Here is a 17,738-nt window from a genome sequence, read left to right as displayed (position 1 = left end):
CGATGACTTCCACACGCGCCATCGCCCCGACCCTGCAGGCCGAAGCATTGGAAAAAGGCTTCATGTCCGGTGATGTGCAGGTGCCGGTGCTGCGTGGCCTGTCGCTGGACATCTATCCCGGCGAGCTGACCCTGGTATCCGGCCCGTCCGGCTGCGGCAAGAGCACGCTGCTGTCGCTGCTGTCCGGCCTGGCCGCACCCGATGGCGGTCGCGTGCACGCGCTGGGCCAGGACGTGGGCCACATGACCCGCAGTGAAGTGGAGCGTTTCCGCCTGCACCATGTCGGCTTCGTGTTCCAGGGCTTCAACCTGTTCCCGGCACTGACTGCGTTGGAGCAGGTACAGCTGCCACTGGGCTACCGCGGCATGCGCAATCGCGAAAGCGAGCCGCTGGCCCGCATGGCTCTGGAAGAAGTCGGCCTCAGCCACCGCAGCCACATGCGCCCGGCGCAGCTGTCCGGTGGCGAGAAACAGCGCGTCGCTGTCGCCCGCGCGTTCGCCAAGTCGCCGACGTTGATCTTCGCCGACGAACCCACCAGCGCGCTGGACGCCGAGAACGGTCAGCGCGTGATCGACATCCTGCATCGCTACGCACGTGCGCATGGCGCCACCGTGCTGTGCGTGAGCCACGATCCGCGCCTGATCCGGCATGCCGATCGGGTGATCGCCATGGAAGACGGCATGGTCCGTGATGACCGCCGCCAGAACGAAACCGTAGAGTCCGCCCCATGACCAAGACGTCGCATCTGCTTCCCCTCAGCCTGGCCCTGTCCGCGGCACTGCTGCTCGGCGCCTGTTCCAGGGAAGCGCCCACCGCTGCATCGGCCCCCTCAGGCAAGGAGGGTACTGCCGCCGCCGGCAAGGTCGCCGTGGCGCGGGGCATCATTGACGTCGAAGGTGGCCTGATCGCGCTGGCACCGCCGGTGGATGGCTCGATCACTGCAGCGCCGGTGAAGGAAGGCGCCACGGTGAAGAAGGGGCAGCTGTTGTTGTCGCTGGATGGTGCCCTGCTGCAGCAGGAGGTGGCGATGGCCAGCGCCGATCTGGCCTTGGCCAATGACCGCCTGAAGGGCAGCCAGGCGCAGCTGCGCGAACTGGAGCGCAACGCCACTCGCCTGTCCACGGGCGCCAGCGAAGGCGTGTCCTCGAACCAGCAGGCCGATGCAGCCAAACAGCAGCTGGCCGGCGTGCGCGCCGATGTCGACGTGGCCGGTGCGCAGGTAGACATGGCGCAGCACAAGCTGGAGCACGCGAAGCTGAAACTGCAGCAGATGTCGTTGAGCGCGCCGGAAGCCGGCACCGTGGTCGGCCAGGTGCCGGGCGTCGGTGCCTTCGTGCAGGCGGGCAAGCCGGCGATCTCGTTGCTGCCGGCGCGCCCGCTGCAGGTGCGCGCCGAACTGAGCGCCGCCTACGCCGATGCGGTGCAGGTAGGCATGAAAGCGGCGGTGGTACCGGACAGTGATGGTGCCGAGAACACCGGCACGCTGCCGACCGCACGCGTGGTACGCATCAGCCCGGTGTTCGCGCAGGCACGCCTGCCTGAAGATGCAGGGCGTGGCGTGGCCAAGGTGGTGGAGTGTGTGCTGGAGTTCGATGGCGAGGCCAAGGCGCGCTTCGGCCAGCAGGTGCGGGTGGAGTTCCGGAAATAGGCCTAGCGTGGTGGCGGACGCCTGAACGCCCGCCACGCGCTCACCGCCGACACCCCGCACAGCGCCAGCAGCAATCCCACGTCCAGCAGCAGCAACCACAGCAGGTGCATGCCTTGTACCGGCGGCTGGTGCATCGCCGACAGCATCCACGGTACCGACCACACCAGCAGCAGGGCAAAGGCGATCAGCAGACGCAGCCACAGGCGTTTCAGTTTCCAAGGCCGCACGATCAACGCGGCCACCACCAGCTCAACCGTTCCCAGCAGCGCGAACAGGATGACGGTGCTGGTCGGGTAGGGCAGCTCAGCGCCTTCCAGTCGGTGCAGCAGCCAGTAGTCCGGGGTGAAACCGGCATTGACCAGCGCGGCGATCAGCGCCAGCCAGGTCAGCGCGACCAGCAACCAGAACAGGCGGACGTAGCGTCTCGGCATCGGCGGTGTCCGTGCTTGGGCGGGGCAGCGTACCCCAGTGCGGACGCCCGTGACCGCATGATGTGAAGACTGTTGACGGCGTGAAGGAATTTGGACACAATGGCGCTCCTTCGACGCAGGTCGAACGGAATCTGCGGGAATAGCTCAGTTGGTAGAGCGCAACCTTGCCAAGGTTGAGGTCGCGAGTTCGAGTCTCGTTTCCCGCTCCAGATTCTACAGGGCCCCGGTAGGGGCCTTGTTTTTCTCCCGCCACGGCAAGGCGGGGCACGTTGGGCCACAAGGCTTTACGCGCAGTCAGAAAGGTGAAATCGCTGGTGTGTTTTCCGGATTTCCGGTAGCATGTCGGCTTACGCGGGAATAGCTCAGTTGGTAGAGCGCAACCTTGCCAAGGTTGAGGTCGCGAGTTCGAGTCTCGTTTCCCGCTCCATGTTCCGACAGGCCCCATCTTGGGGTTTTGTCTTGTCAGGGCTACGTTCCTGGCGTGAAGTACGTTGGCCTCATGGCAGAGTGGCTATGCACCGGATTGCAAATCCGTTTACAGCGGTTCGATTCCGCTTGAGGCCTCCAATTGAAAAGCCCTGACTCCGGTCAGGGCTTTTTTGTTTGGCTGCAATCGATTCCCCGCTCGCGCGATCGCCACCCGACCTGGCGGTCAGTCATGGCGGATGCGGTGGCGCTACACTCGCGTGATGAACCAGATTGATCACTTCCGCGGGGCTTTGCTCGGCCTGGCGTGCGGCGATGCCGTCGGTACCACGCTGGAATTCAAGCCCCGTGGCAGCTTCACCCCGATTACCGATATGGTGGGTGGTGGGCCGTTCCACCTGCAGCCGGGGCAATGGACTGACGATACCTCCATGGCGATGTGCCTGGCCGAGAGCCTGGCGCGCTGCGACACCTTCGACCCGCGCGATCAGATGAACCGCTACGCCAACTGGTACCGGCACGGTTACTGGAGTGCGACCGGCGAGTGCTTCGATATCGGTATGGCAACGCGAGCTGCGATCGACCGGTTCCTGCAGGACGGTCATTCGTTGGCGGGGAGTGACGACCCACGCAGCGCTGGCAATGGCTCGATCATGCGTTTGGCGCCGGTGGCATTGCGCTACGCCGGGACCCCCGACCTGCAGGCAATGGCCGAGCTGAGTTCGCGGACGACGCACGCTGCGCAGGAGTGCCTGGAGGCGTGCCGCTTGCTGGCGGTCGCGCTGGAGCGGGCGTTGGCAGGTGGCACCCGTGACGGGGTGCTGGATCTCAGCAATGTTCCCGTCAAGAGCGCGCGGCTGCAGCAGATCGCAGCGGGCGGCTATCGTGATGCGACGCGTGAGCAGATCCGTGGCAATGGCTATGTTGTTGACAGCCTGGAAGCTGCACTCTGGTGCTTTGATCGCCACGATACCTTTGAAGCCGTCGTACTCGAGGCGGCCAACCTTGGCGAGGATGCCGACACCACGGCCGCCATCGCCGGGCAGCTGGCGGGCGCATTCCATGGCGCGCGCGGAATCCCCGGGCGGTGGTTGCAGCGGCTGGCCCTGCGTGCCGAAATCCAGGCGCTGGCCGATGCGCTGCACGCCTTGAACCAGGGCAGCGACCGCGCTGCGTGAGTCGGGTTCCCTGCCTGTGAACTGCGCCGGCAGGATGCTCCCTGCCGCCGCCATTTCCGACGCCGCGCTGCTTCACCTGCAGCCGTTCGCCACGTCCCGATCGCCAGTCTCAGCCGGCCACGACATGGAAAGGCGCTATGGTCGAGTTCCACGTCTCAGGGAGCCGCAATGGCGAGCACGGACATCACGCGTCGTTCCAGCCACGGAGCGAAACGGAAATGAGCAAAGTCACGGCAGATGTGCGCTGGTTGACCTTCCGCTTGAAGAACGGGCAATCCATCGGGCCGGACCGGTTGAAGGATGGCTGGATCATCGCTTCGGAAACCGCCCGCTGCGGGGTGCGCCGTGAGCATATCGAGGGGTCGGGCCTGGTCTACGCCCTCTATGCGCCGGCCAATCTGGCTTCGCCGCGTCGCGCGGAAATGCGCATGCGCGAATTCCTGATGAGCTCGGGCTACACCTTCACGATGGGCACGCTGGGCGGCTGAGCTGCGCGCGGGCCGCGATTGCTCAACGCTGCGCGGCCTTCAACGCCTCGATGATCTGCGCGCCGGAGAAGCCACAATGGCCTTCGCCAACGGGCGGCAGCACCTGTGGCAGCGGACGGGCGCCGGCCCGTGCGGCCGTCTGCGGATACACTGTCTGCATGCGCGGCACGATCGTCGGGTCGTTGTTGTTGAACTGGATCACCAGCGGTCGCCTCAACGCACCGCTCAATGCCAGCTCCCTGCGGACAGCGGCCTGCGCGGCAGGCACGGCATCGACACGTCGCACGCCGGCATTGAACGCCATGTCGTCACCGAAGCCGCTGGAAGCCACGCCTCTGTTGCCCACCGGCATGCCGCCGCTGCGCGTGGCCAGTTCGTGCAGGACCAGTGCATGCAGGCTGATCGTGCCGGCCAGTGCATCAGCGGACACCTGCAGCCGCTGTGCCAGCAACGCGGCATGCGGGGGGCTGCGTTGCAGCGCATTGGAGATGCCTTGGTACAGTTCGCCCTGTGGCAGCGCAGCCGCTTCGGGTGAGAGCAGTCCCGCACCCGGCAGGCCTTCGGCCTTGGCAAAGAAGTAATCGAAAGCGACCAGCGTGGTCAGCAGATCACTCGCGATCTGTTCGCCACTGAGATTGGCGCCGCATAGCGACACACCACCGGCGTAGTGTTGCGGGAACCGCTCGAGGCTGGCGAGGGTCACGGCGCCGCCCATCGAAAATCCCAGCATCCAGATATGGCGCACATGCTTGAGTTCGGCCACTGCATGCCGGCGCAGGCGTTCCATGTCGGTGATCGCATCGGCCACCGCCCAGCCCTGGCTGGCATAGGCGCTCTGCGCGACGGCGTAGCCTGCAGCCAGCAGTGGCGCGGTGCCGTCATTGGCAGCCATTGGCGTAGCACGTGGCATGCCTACCGGCTCGTAGCCGTGCGCCAGCATCACCAGGTCACCGTTCCAGTCAGCCGGCACGTCCAGGCGCCACGGGGCCCTCTGCAACTGGCCACTGAACGTGCGCGGTGATGCAGCGGGTGCGGCCAACACCGGTGTCGCCGGGAATAGCAGGGCGAGGGTGAGGGCACATCGTAGCAAGTGACACATCACGGGCATTCCATCCGGGAATGGCGTCAGCTTAGACCCCGCCAGCAGCCTGCGCGCGCTGCACTGCCGCAGGAAGGGCGGGGGGCGCTCCCCGAGTCGATCACGTCCGCTACGGGAGGATTCCGATACGATGTGTCGCCTTGATCTCTTTCTACTTTACCCAAGGTCCCGTCATGGTCGACCGTCTCGCCATTCTGCTTGAACGCTTTGCGGTCACTGCCTCGGTGTTCCATGCCGGTGCGCTGTGCGGTATCAACATGCTGGAGGGGGAGAATGAGGCCGGGCAGCTGCACCTGGTGCGGCGCGGCCCGTTGCAGGTCAGCCACGGCCGGCAGACCGTGCAGGTCGAAGTCCCCAGCCTGCTGCTGTACCCGCGACCGATGCCGCATCGCTTCAGCACTGATCCGCAGCACGGCGCCGACATGGCCTGCGCCAACCTGCATTTCGAGGGCGGTCGGCTCAACCCGATCAGCGCCGCGTTGCCCGATTTCATCTGCATGCCGCTGGCGGATCTCCATGGCGGCAACGCAGCGCTGGAACTGCTGTTCGAGGAGGCCTTCGAGCAGCGCTGCGGACGTGCGGTGATGGTCAACCGGTTGTTCGAGGTAGTGATGATCCAGGTGCTGCGCCAACTGATGGAAGGGGGCGGGATGCGTGGTGGCCTGTTTGCCGGGCTGGGTCATCCACGGCTGCGGCTGGCACTGGTAGCAATGCATGAGGCGCCCGCACAGTCCTGGACCCTGGAAGACCTGGCCGAGGTTGCCGGCATGTCACGCAGCGTGTTTGCTGCCAGTTTCCGCGAGGCGATGGGTACCACGCCCGGGCAGTACCTGCAGGGTTGGCGGGTGGGCCTGGCGCAGCAGGCACTGCGTCAGGGGCGCCCGCTGAAACGGATTGCCGACGACGTGGGTTATGGCAGCGAAGCCGCGCTGTCGCGCGCGTTCAAGGCGCATACCGGGCTGTCGCCGCGGGAATGGCGCGGGCAGACCCGGGCCAGCGCGGCCTGAGCGCTCAGCCCAGCAGCAGCCGGGCCAGCTTCATGCCGCCGAACAGGCCGGCCAGGCCCAGTGCCACCGAGCCGCCGGCATACAGGGCCGCCAGCCCATGCTGGCCGCGCTGCAGCAGCAGGCCGATCTCCAGTGCATAGGTGGAAAACGTGGTGTAGCCGCCGAGGATGCCGGTGGCCAGCAACAATCGCAGCTGTGGCGAGGCGCCATTGCGCATCGCGAAGACCTCGACCACGACGCCCATCAGGAGCGCGCCGCTGATGTTGATCAGGAAGGTCGACCAGGGCCAGGGACTGCCGGCCACTACCCGCGCGCCGAGCAGATTGCAGGCGTGGCGCAGGCAGGCACCGATGCCGCCTCCGATGAAGACCAGGAAATAGCCGTTCAGTGCGTGCATGGGGTGCCTCGAATACGGGTTCGCAGGGTCAATGGCGAACGCCGAGGGCAGGCACGACCCGCCGTCGACGAACACCGGATTCGTCATGGCAGGAGCCATCAGCCTTCTCAGGCGGTTATCGGGGGAGCCCCATCCCCATCGAGGCCCATGCTACCAGCGGCGGTGCATTTACGTCATCGAGGTCGTCAGAACCCGGGCAACCTTGCTGCGGCTGAAGCCGTCCATCAGCAGTTCAAACGCGAGCAGATCCAAGGCCGCGTGGCGCCGGTGGTCGATCTCCAGATCGTTCTCGGCCACCAGATGGCTGACCAGCTCGTAGGCGTCCTGCCAGACATCCAGGTGGGCCTGGCTGGGGATGTAGGCATTGCCAGGCTCACCGACGCCAAGCCCGCTGACCCCGTACAGCAGCTCGCGTGCGTCCAGCTTGGCCGCATCGGCGATGCGGAACAGCTGTTCGGCCTTTACGTGCGAGGCGCTCACGTGGTCGTTGAGCCAGTTGCTGATGGTTGCTGTCGTTGATTTGGCGGCGCGTGCCAGATCGGCCGGGCGTGGGTGCCCGGCTTTCTTCATGGCTGCCGCGAGTCGTTGGCCGAGAGTATTCATCTATGCAAGCCAGCTTAACGCGTGGATTGCGAAGAAGCCTTGCCGCAAGAATCAGTCTGGTTAACAGAAGGACCGACCGTGACCGAATTCTGGAGCAAGCGGCAGGTACGAACCCGGCTGGGATTCCGCACCGACGCGGAACTGGCGCGCTTCTTTGGCATCAGCCGTTCCGCAGTGTCGCAATGGCCGAGGGACTTTCCCATTCCTCCATTGCGGCAGTACATCCTCCATCAGCGCTACCCGAACCTTTTTCCGACAACTGAAGCGCGGGCAGACGAATCCATCTGATTTGCGCCGCCTTTTGTCGCATCCAGCCTGCTTAACCCGATGCGCTAAGTACACTTAGCAAAATAGGCAAGTTCAATCGATCCCAAGCTGATAATCAGTGCCGCCTACTGCGGACGTCGTGCTGTGCTTCCTGACGCCTGTCGGCTTCGCCCCATCCGGCACCCCCAGGGCCCCGTATGTAGTTTCGTGAACGATTAATAATTTCAATCACGAAAGTCGCTGCATGTAATTGACCTGTCGTGAAATCTGTGACTAATTGGAGTCAACCAGTCGTGAAGCCTGGGAGTCTTTCAGTAGCACGCAAGTGAGTCGGTAGACCGTCAACGATGCAGAACAATTCCAACGGAGGTCGTATGGAATACGGCATGAATGGCTTGGCTGAACGGGTACGCCGCGAACTGGAAGCCAGTTATCACAAACACGGATGCGGTCCGGCGTTCTGGGATACCTACCAGCAGGTGCTGGATCGCCTGGTCCCACAGGGGACCGAGCGTACCGAAGTCACCAACGAGATGGCGCTGATCATCGAACAGTTGGGCATCGTCCGGCGCGCCCAGCTTGTGCCGCCGCACGCCAACGCGTCGCGTTGATTCACAGCAGGCGCCAGGCGCCGCAGGCAAGCAGCGCGAGCAACAAGGACAGCAGGGCCAACGTCCGGGGGCGCCACAGGCGCTTCGGTTGTCCGGCCATCGCCTGCGGACTGCAGTAGCGCACCAGCCCAGGACCGAAACCGGCCCGGAGCTGTTGTTGTGCGCAGGCCTCCAGGCAGGCGCCACAGGCCAGGCAATCGGCCTGCGGTCCCTGGCGGATGTCCAGTTGCATCGGGCAGGCACGGACGCAGGCTGCGCAATCGGTGCAGTCACCCAGGCGGTCGGCGCTGAAGGTCGGCATCGGTCCTGCCAGCAGCGGATGCGCAGCGCGGAATACGTAGTCCTGCGCAGTGGTCGGGTCGAGCAGGCCGCGGCCACGGCCCAGCACCCCGCCGAGACCGGACGGGCGTGGCCCGCGCGGCTCACCGCGGCGGGCGTCGTACAGCATGCGCGGCGTATGCGGATCGGTCAGCAGCGGCTGCATGCGTGCGAACGGGCACAGCGAACGGCACACCTGCTCACGCAGGAACCCGGCGTTTCCCCAGGTGGCGGCGGCGTAGAACAGCACCCAGAACGTTTCCCAGCCGCTCCAGCCAGCGCTTGGCGCGGCGGCCAGCAATCCGCTGATCGGGCTGAACAGGCCGACGAAGGTGATGCCGGTCCACACTGACAGCAGGCCCCAGGCCAGCTGGGTGGCTGGGCCTGCCGCAGGTGCGGGCAGTACCCGCGCCGCGCTGCGGGCGATCCAGTCGAAGGCACGGCGCCACAGCGTCTGCGGGCAGGCGTGGCCGCACCAGACGCGGCCGGCGAGGTGGGTCAGCAGCGCGAGGCTTACTACCAGTACCGCCAGCAGGCCGATCAGCGCGCCGACGTCGCCGGGCCACAAGGTCCAGCCAAACAGGTCGAATCGCCGCGCGCTGATGTCCAGCAGCAGCGCCTGGCGTCCTTCCCAGCGCAGCCACGGCAGTGCGTAGAACACCACCAGCAGGGCAGCGCTGAGCGTGCCGCGCCAATGCCAGGGACGGGGTACCCGGGTGCAGGACGTGCTCATCCCAGCGGCAGCTCCTCGTCGTCATCGCCCGGCAGGGGCCGCTGCAGGTACCAGGTGACCGCGCTGGACAGTGCAGTGACCGACCAGAACATGAAGAATCCTGCCGTATAGCCCAGTTCGCGGCTGATGGCCGTGCCCGGGAAACTGATGGCCTGCAGGCGCAATGGATCGACGAAGGCGAAGAACACCACGCTGGCAACGCCGGCGGCGATGAAGCTGGGCCATAGGATCGCGCCCCAGTGCTGGATCAGCCGCTGGCGGCGGTTGGGAAAAGGTCTGTTCATGCTGTCCCCGATCGAAAAGTGGGCGGCGCGTATACTTCGCCAGGATCGGCGCCGTATCCGCAGGGCATGCTTCCTGCAAGCGTGCCAGCCTAGGCGCAGCGGATTGCGCCGACATTGATCTGGATCAACGGCGCTGCCGCCTGGGTGCGGCAGCCTGCCTGCAAGCTTTGGATGCCCCGATGAACGCAACACAGCCGCCTGTCCTCCCTGTCGCCTCGCCCGGGTTGTGCACCGAGCAGGAAGTGACCCGACTGGTCCACGATTTCTATGCCCGCGTGCGAGCGGAAGAGCGGCTGGGACCGGTGTTCGAGGCGCACGTGCACGACTGGCCCGGGCACCTGGCGCAGCTGGTCGACTTCTGGTCGGCGATGCTGCGTGGCACTCGCCGCTTCAAGGGCTCGCCGATGTCCAAGCACATGGCCATCGAGCTGGACAAGGACCTGTTCGATCGCTGGCTGGTGCTGTTCCGGGCCACCACTGCCGAGTGCGGCAACCCGCCGATGCAGGAACTGGCCAACGACGTGGCTGCGCGGATCGGTGACACCTTCTGGAAGCGCTACCAGATGCTGCGCTGGCCGCAGGTCGGCCTGCCGGTACTGGGGATCGCCGGCAAGCATTGATCTGGGTCAAGGCGGCATAGGCCGCCTGGCGCGATGCTGGGGGCATGGACACGTTCTCTCCCGCTGCCGGTGGCCTGGCCTGGACCTTCGACCCCGATCTGCTGCGCCGGCACGACCGGCCCGGGCCGCGCTACACCTCGTATCCGACCGCGCCCCATTTCCACGATGGCTTCGGCGCGCCGGCGCTGCGCCAGGCGATCGCCGACAGCAACCAGCTGGCCCGCGCGCTGTCGCTGTACGTGCATGTGCCGTTCTGTTCCAGCCCCTGCTTCTACTGTGGCTGCAACCGGGTGATCACCCGCGACCGCGGACGTGGCCACAGCTATGTGTCGCGCGTGCTGGCCGAGGCCGACCTGCTGGCGCCGCAGTTCGAGGACGGCCGTGAGGTCATCCAGCTGCATCTGGGCGGTGGCACGCCGAATTTCCTCGAGGCCGAGGCGATGACCACGCTGGTGGAAGGGCTGCGCCGGCGCTTCGATTTCAGCGATTCACCGCAGCGCGATTTCTCGATCGAACTCGATCCACGCTTCATCGACACCCGCGACGTCGCCATGCTGGCGCGCCTGGGATTCAACCGGGCCAGCCTAGGCGTGCAGGATTTCGACCCGCAGGTGCAGGAATCGATCAACCGCATCCAGGGCGTGCAGCAGACACTGGACATCCTGAGCGCCTGCCGCGACAGCGGCATGCGTTCGGTCAACGTCGACCTGATCTACGGCCTGCCCGGGCAGAGCCTGGAGGGGTTCGGCCGCACCCTCGATAGGGTGCTGGCGCTGCGTCCGGACCGCCTGGCGGTGTACGGATACGCGCATCTGCCGCATCTGTTCCGTGCGCAGAAGCAGATCGACGAAAGCCGCTTGCCTTCGCCGGAGGACAAACTGGCGCTGCTGGGTCTGGCGGTGGAGACGCTCTCTGCGGCCGGCTACCAGTACATCGGCATGGATCACTTCGCATTGCCGGAAGAAGATCTGTCGCGCGCACAACGCGCCGGGCAGCTGCATCGCAATTTCATGGGCTATACCACCCACGCCGATACCGATCTGCTCGGCCTGGGCGTGAGTGCGATCAGCCACATCGGTGCCACCTACAGCCAGAATCCGCGCGACCTGCCGTCATGGGAGGATGCCGTGGACCAGGGGCAGCTGCCGGTGTGGCGCGGCGTGGCGCTGAGCGCTGACGACCAGCTGCGTGCGGAACTGATCCAGCAGTTGATGTGCCAGGGCGAGGTCGATGGCGTGCAGCTGGGTCAGCGCCACGGCGTGGATTTCGAACAGTACTTTGCCGAGGACCTGCATTCGGTACAGCGGCTGCAGGAAGACGGGCTGGCCGAATACCGCGATGGTGTGGTGCGTTCCAGCGAACCGGGGCGACCGCTGCTGCGGTTGCTGGCGATGTGCTTCGATCCGTACCTGCGTGCCACTCACGAGCAACCGCGTTACTCGCGGGCGATCTGAGTGTGGGTTGCGCGGCGTGCGTATGGTGCCCGGAGCCGGAATCGAACCGGCATGGGGTTGCCCCCGGCGGATTTTAAGTCCGATGCGTCTACCAGTTTCGCCATCCGGGCCAGCAGCGCGGCGCCGATTGTAGCCCACCTGCGGTGCCTCGGCCTGTTTGCATCACGGCGGTCGCGTGCTTAACTGCCGATCGTATTCATGTCATAGTCCCTGCCATCGTTCCCAGGGGGGGAGCCATCTGATGTCGCTGCACGCGATTGCCTATGCCAGCGAGGCCCGCGCCGATCTGCAGACAACCGATCTTGACCGCCTGCTGGCCGATGCCACGGCATTCAATCGTGTAGCTGGAGTCACCGGCGTCCTGATGTTCGATGGAGCACGCTTCCTGCAGTATCTCGAGGGCCCGCAGGACGGCATCGATTCGGTGTTCCAGCGCATTCTCAACGCGCGCAGCCATGGGCAGCTGCACGTACTGTGCCGCGCTCCGGTGGTGCAGCGGGCATTTCCGCGCTGGTCGATGGGTACGCGGCGCATCGAGCCAGAACCTCTGGCGCAGATCGTCGACGCCGCTTGGCCCGGCTTCCTGCTTGGCAGCGGTGGATTTGAACGCCTGCTGCAGGCCTGGACCGGTGCCGACGGTGAGCTGGAACCGGCGGCGGTGGCGTTGGGGTCCTGAGCCCGCCTTGGCGGCAGGGCGCCGGGGCCGGTAGGCTGTAGCCTTTCTGGCGCAGGTTTTCCGGAGTGGTGCAGCAGATGAGTGTGTTGGCCGAAGCCATGGCAGCGTATGTGCGATTGCATCGATTGCATGGGATGTGCCGATGAGTGTGCCGGTTGCGGCGGCCAGTGACCCTCGGTTTGCGGTGGTCGGCCTGGGCTATGTCGGCCTGCCGTTGGCGGTGGCGTTTGGCCGGCAGTGGCCGACGTTGGGCTTCGATATCGACGCCGGTCGCATCGCCGAGCTGCGCAGCGGCCAGGACCACACACTGGAAATGGAAGCCGACGAGCTGGCCAGTGCGCACCTGTTGCAGTACGGCAGCGATCCGGCACTGCTTGATGCCTGCAATGTCTACATCGTCACCGTGCCGACCCCGATCGATGCCTACGAACAGCCCGATCTGGAGCCGTTGCGTTCGGCCACGCGCCTGATTGCCAGCCATCTCCGCGCCGGAGATCTGGTGATCTACGAGTCCACGGTCTACCCCGGAACCACCGAGGAAGTGTGCGTGCCGCTGCTGGAACAAGGGTCCGGCCTGCGCTTCAACGAAGACTTCTACTGCGGCTACAGCCCCGAACGGGTCAGCCCCGGTGACCGCCGGCGGCGCCTTGCCGACATCCGCAAGATCACCTCCGGATCGACCCCGGAGGTCGCTGCGGTGATTGATGGTCTGTACCAGCGCATCATTGCCGCCGGTACGTTCCCGGCCCCTTCGATGCGCGTGGCTGAAGCGGCCAAGGTGGTCGAGAACATCCAGCGTGACGTCAACATCGCGCTGGTCAACGAGCTGGCCCTGATCTTCGACCGGCTCGGCATCGACACCCAGGACGTGCTGGATGCCGCCGGCAGCAAGTGGAACTTCCTGCCGTTCCGCCCGGGCCTGGTCGGTGGTCACTGCATCGGCGTCGATCCGTACTACCTGCTGCACAAGTCCGAGAGCGTGGGTTACCACCCGGACCTGATCCACACCGCGCGACAGGTCAATAACCGCGTCGGCGAGCACGTAGCGGCTCGGGTGCTGGCGATGCTGGCCGAGCGTGGCCGTGCGCCGGCGGATGCACGCATCCTGGTCCTGGGCGTGACCTTCAAGGAGGATTGCCCGGACCTGCGCAACAGTCGCGCGTTGGAACTGGCACAGCGCTTGCGCGATGCCGGTGCGAGGGTCGAGGTAAGCGACCCGTGGGTCGGCCCGGCGGCATTGACCGGCGAGGGCCTGGACTGGCTGGCCGAGCCCGGGGCAGGGCGCTATGACGCGGTGGTGCTGGCGGTGGCCCACGCCCGTTTCAAGGCGATGGATGAATCCGCAATCCGGGCGCTGCTGGCGCCCGGTGGCCTGGTCTACGACGTGAAATCGGCCTGGCCGCGCAACGTGGTTGACGATCGTTTGTAAGCCCCGGCTGCGAACGGCGCGGTAGACTCGGGGGCAGTTGCAACCGAGGAACGCCATGCACCGGTATATCGTCTACCTGCTCGCCATCCTGATGTTCCCGATATGCCTGTGGCTGGCCACGATCTGGCCAGCCTGGTACTGGGGCGTCGGCCTGACTGCCGCGATGGTGGCGCTGGGGACCTGGGACCTGCTGCAGAAACGCAGCACGTTGCGCCGCAATTATCCGGTGATGGCGCACTTCCGTTACGGGCTGGAGTCGATCGGTCCGGAGATCCGCCAGTACTTCGTGCAGAGCGACCTGGAAGACGTGCCGTTCTCGCGCCAGCAGCGCGCGCTGATCTACCAGCGCGCAAAGAACGAGATGGACACGGTGCCGTTCGGCACCCTGCGCAGCACTTATGCGGTGGACTACGAGTGGATCAACCATTCGCTGGCACCGACGACGATTGCCAAGCATGACTTCCGCGTCCTGATCGGCCCGAACTGCGCCAAGCCTTATTCGGCCAGCGTGTTCAACATCTCGGCGATGAGCTTTGGCTCGCTGTCAGCCAATGCGATCCGCGCACTGAACGAAGGCGCGCGCCGCGGTGGCTTCTACCACGACACCGGCGAAGGATCGATTTCGCCCTACCACCGCGAAATGGGCGGCGACCTGGTGTGGGAGATCGGCTCGGGGTACTTCGGTTGCCGTGACGAGAAAGGTGGTTTCAGCGAGGAGCGCTTCGTTGCCAACGCTACCCACGATCAGGTCAAGATGATCGAGATCAAGCTGTCGCAGGGGGCCAAGCCGGGCCACGGCGGTGTGCTGCCGGCACCGAAAGTGACCGCCGAGATCTCGGTGACCCGTGGCGTGCCGATGGGCGTTGACTGCGTGTCGCCGTCGCGCCATTCGGCGTTCTCCACGCCGGTTGAACTGTTGCAGTTCGTGGCCCGCCTGCGCGAACTGTCCGGTGGCAAGCCGGTCGGTTTCAAGTTGGCCATCGGCCACCCGTGGGAATGGTTCGGCATCGCCAAGGCGATGCAGGAAACCGGCCTGTTGCCGGACTTCATCGTGGTGGATGGCGCCGAAGGCGGCACCGGCGCGGCACCGGCCGAGTTCGTCGATCATGTCGGCGTGCCGATGCATGAGGCACTGCTGCTGGTGCACAACACCCTGGTCGGCCTCGACCTGCGTGAGCGCATCCGCATCGGCGCGGCCGGCAAGATCACCAGTGCGTTCGACATCGCACGGACCATCGCGTTGGGGGCCGACTGGTGCAATGCCGGCCGAGGCTTCATGTTCGCGCTGGGCTGCATCCAGTCGCTGAGCTGCCATACCGACAAGTGTCCGACCGGGATCGCTACCCAGGATCCCGCGCGCTGGAAGCATCTGGATGCACCGGACAAGGCTGCTCGTGTCTACAGCTACCACGAGCACACGCTGCATGCCTTGAAGGAACTGCTGTGTGCCGCTGGCCTCAATGATCCGGCCGAGCTGGGGCCGGAACACATCCTGCGCCGTGTCTCGCCGGTGGAGATCCGTTCGCTGGCCTCGTTGTACCGCTACCTGGAGCCAGGCGAACTGCTGCACAAGGTGCCCGACCATGCGGTGTTCCATGCGTTCTGGGCCGATGCGCGCAGCGACTCGTTCCAGCCACCGCCGAAGATCCAGGCGCTGCGCGCCAGCAAGTCGCGATAACGTGATGTTGTAGAGCCGAGCCCATGCTCGGCTGATCTTCGTTCCAACATCGCGATGCGTGATCGAGAAGCAGCCGAGCATAGGCTCGGCTCTACAAGGAGATGTCATGCAGTTCAGGACCGGCACCATGGATGACGTGGCCATGTTGTGGGCGCTGCGCACGCGTTGCGTGCGCGAGACCTGCAGCAGCCATTACCCGCCCGAAGTCATTGCGCCCTGGTCTGCCTCGCCGCCACCGTCGCAGTATGCGCGGCTGTTGTCGCAGGGCGGATGCGTAGTGGCCGAGGACGGGCAGGGTGGCCTGCTCGGCTTCGGCGTCTTTGATGCCGATGCCAATGAAGTCGATGCGTTGTTCGTCAATCCGGATCATGGCGGCCAGGGCATTGGCCAGGCGTTGATGCAGCGCCTGCTGGCGATGGCCGATCGTGAACGTGAGGTGGTGCTGTCGGCCTCGCTCAACGCCGTGCCGTTCTATCAACGCCAGGGGTTCGTCAGCGTGCGCGAAGAGGCCTACCCGCATCCCAGCGGCGTGGCGCTGGCTTCAGTGAGCATGCGCCGGCCGTGGTGAGTGCTCGTTTTCTGCGTTCTGTAGAGCCGAGCCCACGCTCGGCTGCTTTTGACTCAAGCCGAGCATGGGCTCGGCTCTACAGGTAACGCCGTCGAGCATGGCTCGACGCTACAAGGCAGGCGTCACCGCCCGGCCAGCCACCCGATTACGCCTTCCGCAGCACGCAGGCCACTGGCGTAGCACGCGGTCAACAGGTAGCCACCTGTCGGCGCTTCCCAGTCCAGCATCTCGCCGGCGCAGAACACGCCGGGCACTGCCCGCAGCATCAGGCCATCATCCAGCGCATCCAGGCGCACGCCGCCGGCGGTGCTGATCACCTCGGCCATCGGCCGGGGACGCAGCAGGCGCAGCGGCAGGCGCTTGAGCGTAGCCGCCACGGCAGGCAGGTCGCTGCCCGCTTCTTTACCCAGAATCTCGAACACCAATGCGGCTTTCACTGCATCCAGGCCGGCTTGGCGGCGCAGGTGCTCGCCGAAGCTGCGGCCCTTGCGTGGGCGTGACAGATCGGCAAGCAGGCGCGCCTCGTCGCGGCCCGGTACCAGATCCAGCCACAGCATCGCGTGGCCCTCGCGGTTGATGGTCTCGCGCAGGTCCGCCGCCATCGCATAGATCAGGCTGCCTTCGATGCCGTACTCGCTGGCCACGCATTCGCCCTGCAGCGACCGTGGCTGTCCGGCCAGGTCGATCCAGTGCGCGACCACCGGCTTCAACGGCGCGCCGGCATTGCGTTGGGCGAAGAATGGGGTCCAACCCACGTCGAAACCGCAGTTGGCCGACTGCAGTGGTGCGATGTCCACGCCACGGGCCTGCAGTGGCGCGACCCAGGCGCCGTCACTGCCCAGCTGCGGCCAGCTGCCGCCGCCCATGGCCAGCAGGGTGGCATCGGCATGTACTTCAACGGCGCCATCTTCGGTTTCAAATCGCAGCGCGCCATCCTCACCCCAGCCGATCCAGCGGTGGTTGGCATGCAGGCGCACACCCTGTTCCTTCAGCCGGCGCACCCAGCCACGCAGCAGCGGCGCAGCCTTCCGGTCGACCGGGAACACGCGGCCGGAGCTGCCCACATAGGTCTCCACGCCCAGGCCGGCGGCCCAGTCGCGCAGCGCCTGCGCATCGAAGTCGTCCAGCCAGCGGCCCACGGCCGTGGACTGCTCGCGGTAGCGGCTGTCGAACAGCGGACGCGGATCGGAATGGGTGAGGTTGAGCCCGCCCTTGCCGGCGATCAGGAATTTGCGGCCGGGCGACCCCTTGGCCTCGTACAGGTCGACGTCCAGCCCGGCGGCGCGCAGGCGCTCGGCGGCGAACAGGCCGGCCGGGCCACCGCCGATGACGGCGACGCGGTGGGGCATGGCGGCATCACGGTTTGACATCGAGCAGCTCGACGTCGAACACCAGCGACGATCCGGCCGGAATCGGGCCGACCTTGCGGTCGCCGTAACCGTAGTCCGGCGGGATCATCAGCGTGCGCTTGCCGCCAACTTTCATGCCAGCCACGCCCTCATCCCAGCCGCGGATGACCTGGCCGGCGCCAAGCGCGAAGGTGAACGGTTGGCCGTGCTTGAAGGAGCTGTCGAAGGTCTTGCCGTGCTTGGTCTCGGTACGGTTGTCGTAGATCCAACCGGTGTAGTGCACGGTGACCTTGCTGCCGGGAACGGCTTCAGCACCGGTACCTGGCACGGTATCGATCCGCTCGAAGGCGGTCAGGGTGCCGCCGGGCGGCGGGCCGGACGGTTCGGTCGAGCAGCCAGCGGCGGCGAGGGACAGCAGCAGGGGAAGCAGCAGGCGGCGCATCGGGCGTCTCCGGTAGGGCGCAGGTCGAGGGC

General features: G+C 65.9%; 21 protein-coding genes, 4 tRNA genes and 1 riboswitch. Of the genes, 16 read left to right on the top strand and 9 right to left on the bottom strand.

All coding sequences use genetic code 11. The features are described 5' to 3' along the window. The first annotated feature begins 2 nt into the window (after window positions 1-2). Both ROV95_RS14990 and ROV95_RS14985 read left to right on the top strand, forming a co-directional pair. Complete coding sequence (locus tag ROV95_RS14990) at window positions 3-731, top strand: ABC transporter ATP-binding protein (protein ID WP_019658988.1); 729 nt, start codon at window positions 3-5, stop codon at window positions 729-731. Next, window positions 728-1,648, top strand: a complete 921-nt coding sequence (locus ROV95_RS14985) for an HlyD family efflux transporter periplasmic adaptor subunit (protein ID WP_312545073.1) — start codon at window positions 728-730, stop codon at window positions 1,646-1,648. Before ROV95_RS14990 ends, ROV95_RS14985 begins: the two co-directional genes overlap by 4 nt. Window positions 1,649-1,650: 2 nt before the next feature. On the opposite strand, the gene ROV95_RS14980 is transcribed toward ROV95_RS14985, so the two are convergent. After that, window positions 1,651-2,079, bottom strand: coding sequence for a hypothetical protein (locus ROV95_RS14980; RefSeq protein WP_021202080.1), 429 nt, complete (start codon window positions 2,077-2,079; stop codon window positions 1,651-1,653). A 133-nt stretch (window positions 2,080-2,212) separates the two neighbouring features. On the opposite strand from ROV95_RS14980, the gene ROV95_RS14975 reads away from it, so the two are divergent. The 5 genes from ROV95_RS14975 to ROV95_RS14955 all read left to right on the top strand — a co-directional run bounded on the left by ROV95_RS14975 (window position 2,213) and on the right by ROV95_RS14955 (window position 4,171). Further along, window positions 2,213-2,288: transfer RNA gene (locus ROV95_RS14975), tRNA-Gly, on the top strand. Between the two features lie 142 nt (window positions 2,289-2,430). Then, window positions 2,431-2,506 (top strand) — tRNA-Gly (locus ROV95_RS14970). Window positions 2,507-2,572: 66 nt separating this feature from the next. Further along, window positions 2,573-2,646: transfer RNA gene (locus tag ROV95_RS14965), tRNA-Cys, on the top strand. A gap of 122 nt (window positions 2,647-2,768) precedes the next feature. Then, a complete protein-coding gene (locus tag ROV95_RS14960; protein ID WP_312545071.1) occupies window positions 2,769-3,683 on the top strand; it encodes an ADP-ribosylglycohydrolase family protein in 915 nt (304 codons plus the stop codon). A gap of 218 nt (window positions 3,684-3,901) precedes the next feature. Then, window positions 3,902-4,171, top strand: a complete 270-nt coding sequence (locus ROV95_RS14955) for a hypothetical protein (protein ID WP_020723485.1) — start codon at window positions 3,902-3,904, stop codon at window positions 4,169-4,171. Window positions 4,172-4,193: 22 nt separating this feature from the next. Here ROV95_RS14955 and ROV95_RS14950 read toward each other — a convergent pair whose 3' ends face one another. Continuing rightward, complete coding sequence (locus tag ROV95_RS14950) at window positions 4,194-5,270, bottom strand: hypothetical protein (protein ID WP_312545070.1); 1,077 nt, start codon at window positions 5,268-5,270, stop codon at window positions 4,194-4,196. Between the two features lie 173 nt (window positions 5,271-5,443). Here ROV95_RS14950 and ROV95_RS14945 point away from each other — a divergent pair, with 173 nt between their 5' ends. Further along, the gene (locus ROV95_RS14945) at window positions 5,444-6,277 is read left to right on the top strand and encodes an AraC family transcriptional regulator (RefSeq protein ID WP_019658975.1); all 834 of its coding nucleotides are present in this window, start codon (window positions 5,444-5,446) and stop codon (window positions 6,275-6,277) included. 4 nt (window positions 6,278-6,281) lie between these two features. Here the strand turns inward: ROV95_RS14945 and crcB are convergent, their stop codons facing one another. Both crcB and ROV95_RS14935 read right to left on the bottom strand, forming a co-directional pair. After that, the gene (gene crcB, locus ROV95_RS14940; protein WP_021204393.1) at window positions 6,282-6,674 is read right to left on the bottom strand and encodes a fluoride efflux transporter CrcB; all 393 of its coding nucleotides are present in this window, start codon (window positions 6,672-6,674) and stop codon (window positions 6,282-6,284) included. An 82-nt stretch (window positions 6,675-6,756) separates the two neighbouring features. After that, window positions 6,757-6,820, bottom strand: a riboswitch (Fluoride riboswitch). A 22-nt stretch (window positions 6,821-6,842) separates the two neighbouring features. Then, window positions 6,843-7,244 carry a transcriptional regulator gene (locus ROV95_RS14935; RefSeq protein ID WP_312545067.1) on the bottom strand — a complete coding sequence of 134 codons (402 nt, stop codon included), beginning with the start codon at window positions 7,242-7,244 and terminating at the stop codon, window positions 6,843-6,845. Window positions 7,245-7,355: 111 nt separating this feature from the next. On the opposite strand from ROV95_RS14935, the gene ROV95_RS14930 reads away from it, so the two are divergent. Beyond that, complete coding sequence (locus ROV95_RS14930; protein WP_019658972.1) at window positions 7,356-7,565, top strand: hypothetical protein; 210 nt, start codon at window positions 7,356-7,358, stop codon at window positions 7,563-7,565. Window positions 7,566-7,918: 353 nt separating this feature from the next. After that, window positions 7,919-8,155, top strand: a complete 237-nt coding sequence (locus tag ROV95_RS14925) for a hypothetical protein (protein WP_019658971.1) — start codon at window positions 7,919-7,921, stop codon at window positions 8,153-8,155. Window position 8,156: 1 nt separating this feature from the next. On the opposite strand, the gene ROV95_RS14920 is transcribed toward ROV95_RS14925, so the two are convergent. Both ROV95_RS14920 and ROV95_RS14915 read right to left on the bottom strand, forming a co-directional pair. After that, window positions 8,157-9,206: a 4Fe-4S dicluster domain-containing protein gene (locus tag ROV95_RS14920; RefSeq protein ID WP_058980163.1), complete on the bottom strand. Its 1,050-nt coding sequence runs from the start codon at window positions 9,204-9,206 to the stop codon at window positions 8,157-8,159. Next, on the bottom strand, window positions 9,203-9,490 hold the full coding sequence (locus tag ROV95_RS14915; protein ID WP_019658969.1) for a hypothetical protein: 288 nt from the start codon (window positions 9,488-9,490) through the stop codon (window positions 9,203-9,205). Before ROV95_RS14915 ends, ROV95_RS14920 begins: the two co-directional genes overlap by 4 nt. A gap of 179 nt (window positions 9,491-9,669) precedes the next feature. Here ROV95_RS14915 and ROV95_RS14910 point away from each other — a divergent pair, with 179 nt between their 5' ends. Together ROV95_RS14910 and hemN are read left to right on the top strand one after the other, a co-directional pair. Continuing rightward, window positions 9,670-10,110, top strand: coding sequence for a group III truncated hemoglobin (locus tag ROV95_RS14910; protein ID WP_021204395.1), 441 nt, complete (start codon window positions 9,670-9,672; stop codon window positions 10,108-10,110). Between the two features lie 44 nt (window positions 10,111-10,154). Then, the gene (gene hemN / locus ROV95_RS14905) at window positions 10,155-11,564 is read left to right on the top strand and encodes an oxygen-independent coproporphyrinogen III oxidase (RefSeq protein ID WP_019658967.1); all 1,410 of its coding nucleotides are present in this window, start codon (window positions 10,155-10,157) and stop codon (window positions 11,562-11,564) included. A 23-nt stretch (window positions 11,565-11,587) separates the two neighbouring features. Here the strand turns inward: hemN and ROV95_RS14900 are convergent. Then, window positions 11,588-11,674, bottom strand: a tRNA-Leu gene (locus tag ROV95_RS14900). A 131-nt stretch (window positions 11,675-11,805) separates the two neighbouring features. Between ROV95_RS14900 and ROV95_RS14895 the strand changes: the two genes are divergently transcribed. From ROV95_RS14895 to ROV95_RS14880, 4 genes are all read left to right on the top strand, one after another. Beyond that, window positions 11,806-12,240, top strand: a complete 435-nt coding sequence (locus tag ROV95_RS14895) for a BLUF domain-containing protein (protein ID WP_312545064.1) — start codon at window positions 11,806-11,808, stop codon at window positions 12,238-12,240. Window positions 12,241-12,382: 142 nt separating this feature from the next. Continuing rightward, window positions 12,383-13,669: a nucleotide sugar dehydrogenase gene (locus ROV95_RS14890; protein ID WP_312545063.1), complete on the top strand. Its 1,287-nt coding sequence runs from the start codon at window positions 12,383-12,385 to the stop codon at window positions 13,667-13,669. Window positions 13,670-13,724: 55 nt separating this feature from the next. After that, window positions 13,725-15,347 (top strand): FMN-binding glutamate synthase family protein, encoded by a 1,623-nt coding sequence (locus tag ROV95_RS14885; protein ID WP_021204397.1) that lies wholly within the window; start codon window positions 13,725-13,727, stop codon window positions 15,345-15,347. A gap of 106 nt (window positions 15,348-15,453) precedes the next feature. After that, on the top strand, window positions 15,454-15,915 hold the full coding sequence (locus ROV95_RS14880) for a GNAT family N-acetyltransferase (RefSeq protein ID WP_111102018.1): 462 nt from the start codon (window positions 15,454-15,456) through the stop codon (window positions 15,913-15,915). A gap of 122 nt (window positions 15,916-16,037) precedes the next feature. Here the strand turns inward: ROV95_RS14880 and ROV95_RS14875 are convergent, their stop codons facing one another. Then, window positions 16,038-17,285, bottom strand: a complete 1,248-nt coding sequence (locus tag ROV95_RS14875) for a TIGR03862 family flavoprotein (protein WP_134729550.1) — start codon at window positions 17,283-17,285, stop codon at window positions 16,038-16,040. Continuing rightward, window positions 17,272-17,706 (bottom strand): FKBP-type peptidyl-prolyl cis-trans isomerase, encoded by a 435-nt coding sequence (locus ROV95_RS14870; RefSeq protein WP_134729552.1) that lies wholly within the window; start codon window positions 17,704-17,706, stop codon window positions 17,272-17,274. The genes ROV95_RS14875 and ROV95_RS14870 overlap by 14 nt, the downstream gene beginning before the upstream one ends. Window positions 17,707-17,738 lie beyond the last annotated feature (32 nt).

It is taken from the genome of Stenotrophomonas maltophilia group sp. msm1 (genome assembly GCF_032025805.1).
Classification (GTDB): Bacteria; Pseudomonadota; Gammaproteobacteria; order Xanthomonadales; family Xanthomonadaceae; genus Stenotrophomonas; species Stenotrophomonas hibiscicola.
The sequence above is the reverse complement of the archived record's forward strand: the minus strand, read 5'-3'. Positions and strand labels throughout refer to the sequence as shown.

Excerpts from the sequence above, each read along its gene's own strand:
- ROV95_RS14870 (WP_134729552.1), bottom strand. The coding sequence starts at position 17,706 with ATGCGCCGCCTGCTGCTTCCCCTGCTGCTGTCCCTCGCCGCCGCTGGC.
- ROV95_RS14990 (WP_019658988.1), top strand. The coding sequence starts at position 3 with ATGACTTCCACACGCGCCATCGCCCCGACCCTGCAGGCCGAAGCATTG.
- ROV95_RS14935 (WP_312545067.1), bottom strand. The coding sequence starts at position 7,244 with ATGAAGAAAGCCGGGCACCCACGCCCGGCCGATCTGGCACGCGCCGCC.
- ROV95_RS14920 (WP_058980163.1), bottom strand. The coding sequence starts at position 9,206 with ATGAGCACGTCCTGCACCCGGGTACCCCGTCCCTGGCATTGGCGCGGC.
- hemN (WP_019658967.1), top strand. The coding sequence starts at position 10,155 with ATGGACACGTTCTCTCCCGCTGCCGGTGGCCTGGCCTGGACCTTCGAC.
- ROV95_RS14910 (WP_021204395.1), top strand. The coding sequence starts at position 9,670 with ATGAACGCAACACAGCCGCCTGTCCTCCCTGTCGCCTCGCCCGGGTTG.
- ROV95_RS14880 (WP_111102018.1), top strand. The coding sequence starts at position 15,454 with ATGCAGTTCAGGACCGGCACCATGGATGACGTGGCCATGTTGTGGGCG.
- ROV95_RS14945 (WP_019658975.1), top strand. The coding sequence starts at position 5,444 with ATGGTCGACCGTCTCGCCATTCTGCTTGAACGCTTTGCGGTCACTGCC.
- ROV95_RS14985 (WP_312545073.1), top strand. The coding sequence starts at position 728 with ATGACCAAGACGTCGCATCTGCTTCCCCTCAGCCTGGCCCTGTCCGCG.
- ROV95_RS14980 (WP_021202080.1), bottom strand. The coding sequence starts at position 2,079 with ATGCCGAGACGCTACGTCCGCCTGTTCTGGTTGCTGGTCGCGCTGACC.
- ROV95_RS14885 (WP_021204397.1), top strand. The coding sequence starts at position 13,725 with ATGCACCGGTATATCGTCTACCTGCTCGCCATCCTGATGTTCCCGATA.
- ROV95_RS14895 (WP_312545064.1), top strand. The coding sequence starts at position 11,806 with ATGTCGCTGCACGCGATTGCCTATGCCAGCGAGGCCCGCGCCGATCTG.
- crcB (WP_021204393.1), bottom strand. The coding sequence starts at position 6,674 with ATGCACGCACTGAACGGCTATTTCCTGGTCTTCATCGGAGGCGGCATC.
- ROV95_RS14955 (WP_020723485.1), top strand. The coding sequence starts at position 3,902 with ATGAGCAAAGTCACGGCAGATGTGCGCTGGTTGACCTTCCGCTTGAAG.
- ROV95_RS14960 (WP_312545071.1), top strand. The coding sequence starts at position 2,769 with ATGAACCAGATTGATCACTTCCGCGGGGCTTTGCTCGGCCTGGCGTGC.
- ROV95_RS14875 (WP_134729550.1), bottom strand. The coding sequence starts at position 17,285 with ATGTCAAACCGTGATGCCGCCATGCCCCACCGCGTCGCCGTCATCGGC.
- ROV95_RS14925 (WP_019658971.1), top strand. The coding sequence starts at position 7,919 with ATGGAATACGGCATGAATGGCTTGGCTGAACGGGTACGCCGCGAACTG.
- ROV95_RS14890 (WP_312545063.1), top strand. The coding sequence starts at position 12,383 with ATGAGTGTGCCGGTTGCGGCGGCCAGTGACCCTCGGTTTGCGGTGGTC.
- ROV95_RS14950 (WP_312545070.1), bottom strand. The coding sequence starts at position 5,270 with ATGTGTCACTTGCTACGATGTGCCCTCACCCTCGCCCTGCTATTCCCG.
- ROV95_RS14915 (WP_019658969.1), bottom strand. The coding sequence starts at position 9,490 with ATGAACAGACCTTTTCCCAACCGCCGCCAGCGGCTGATCCAGCACTGG.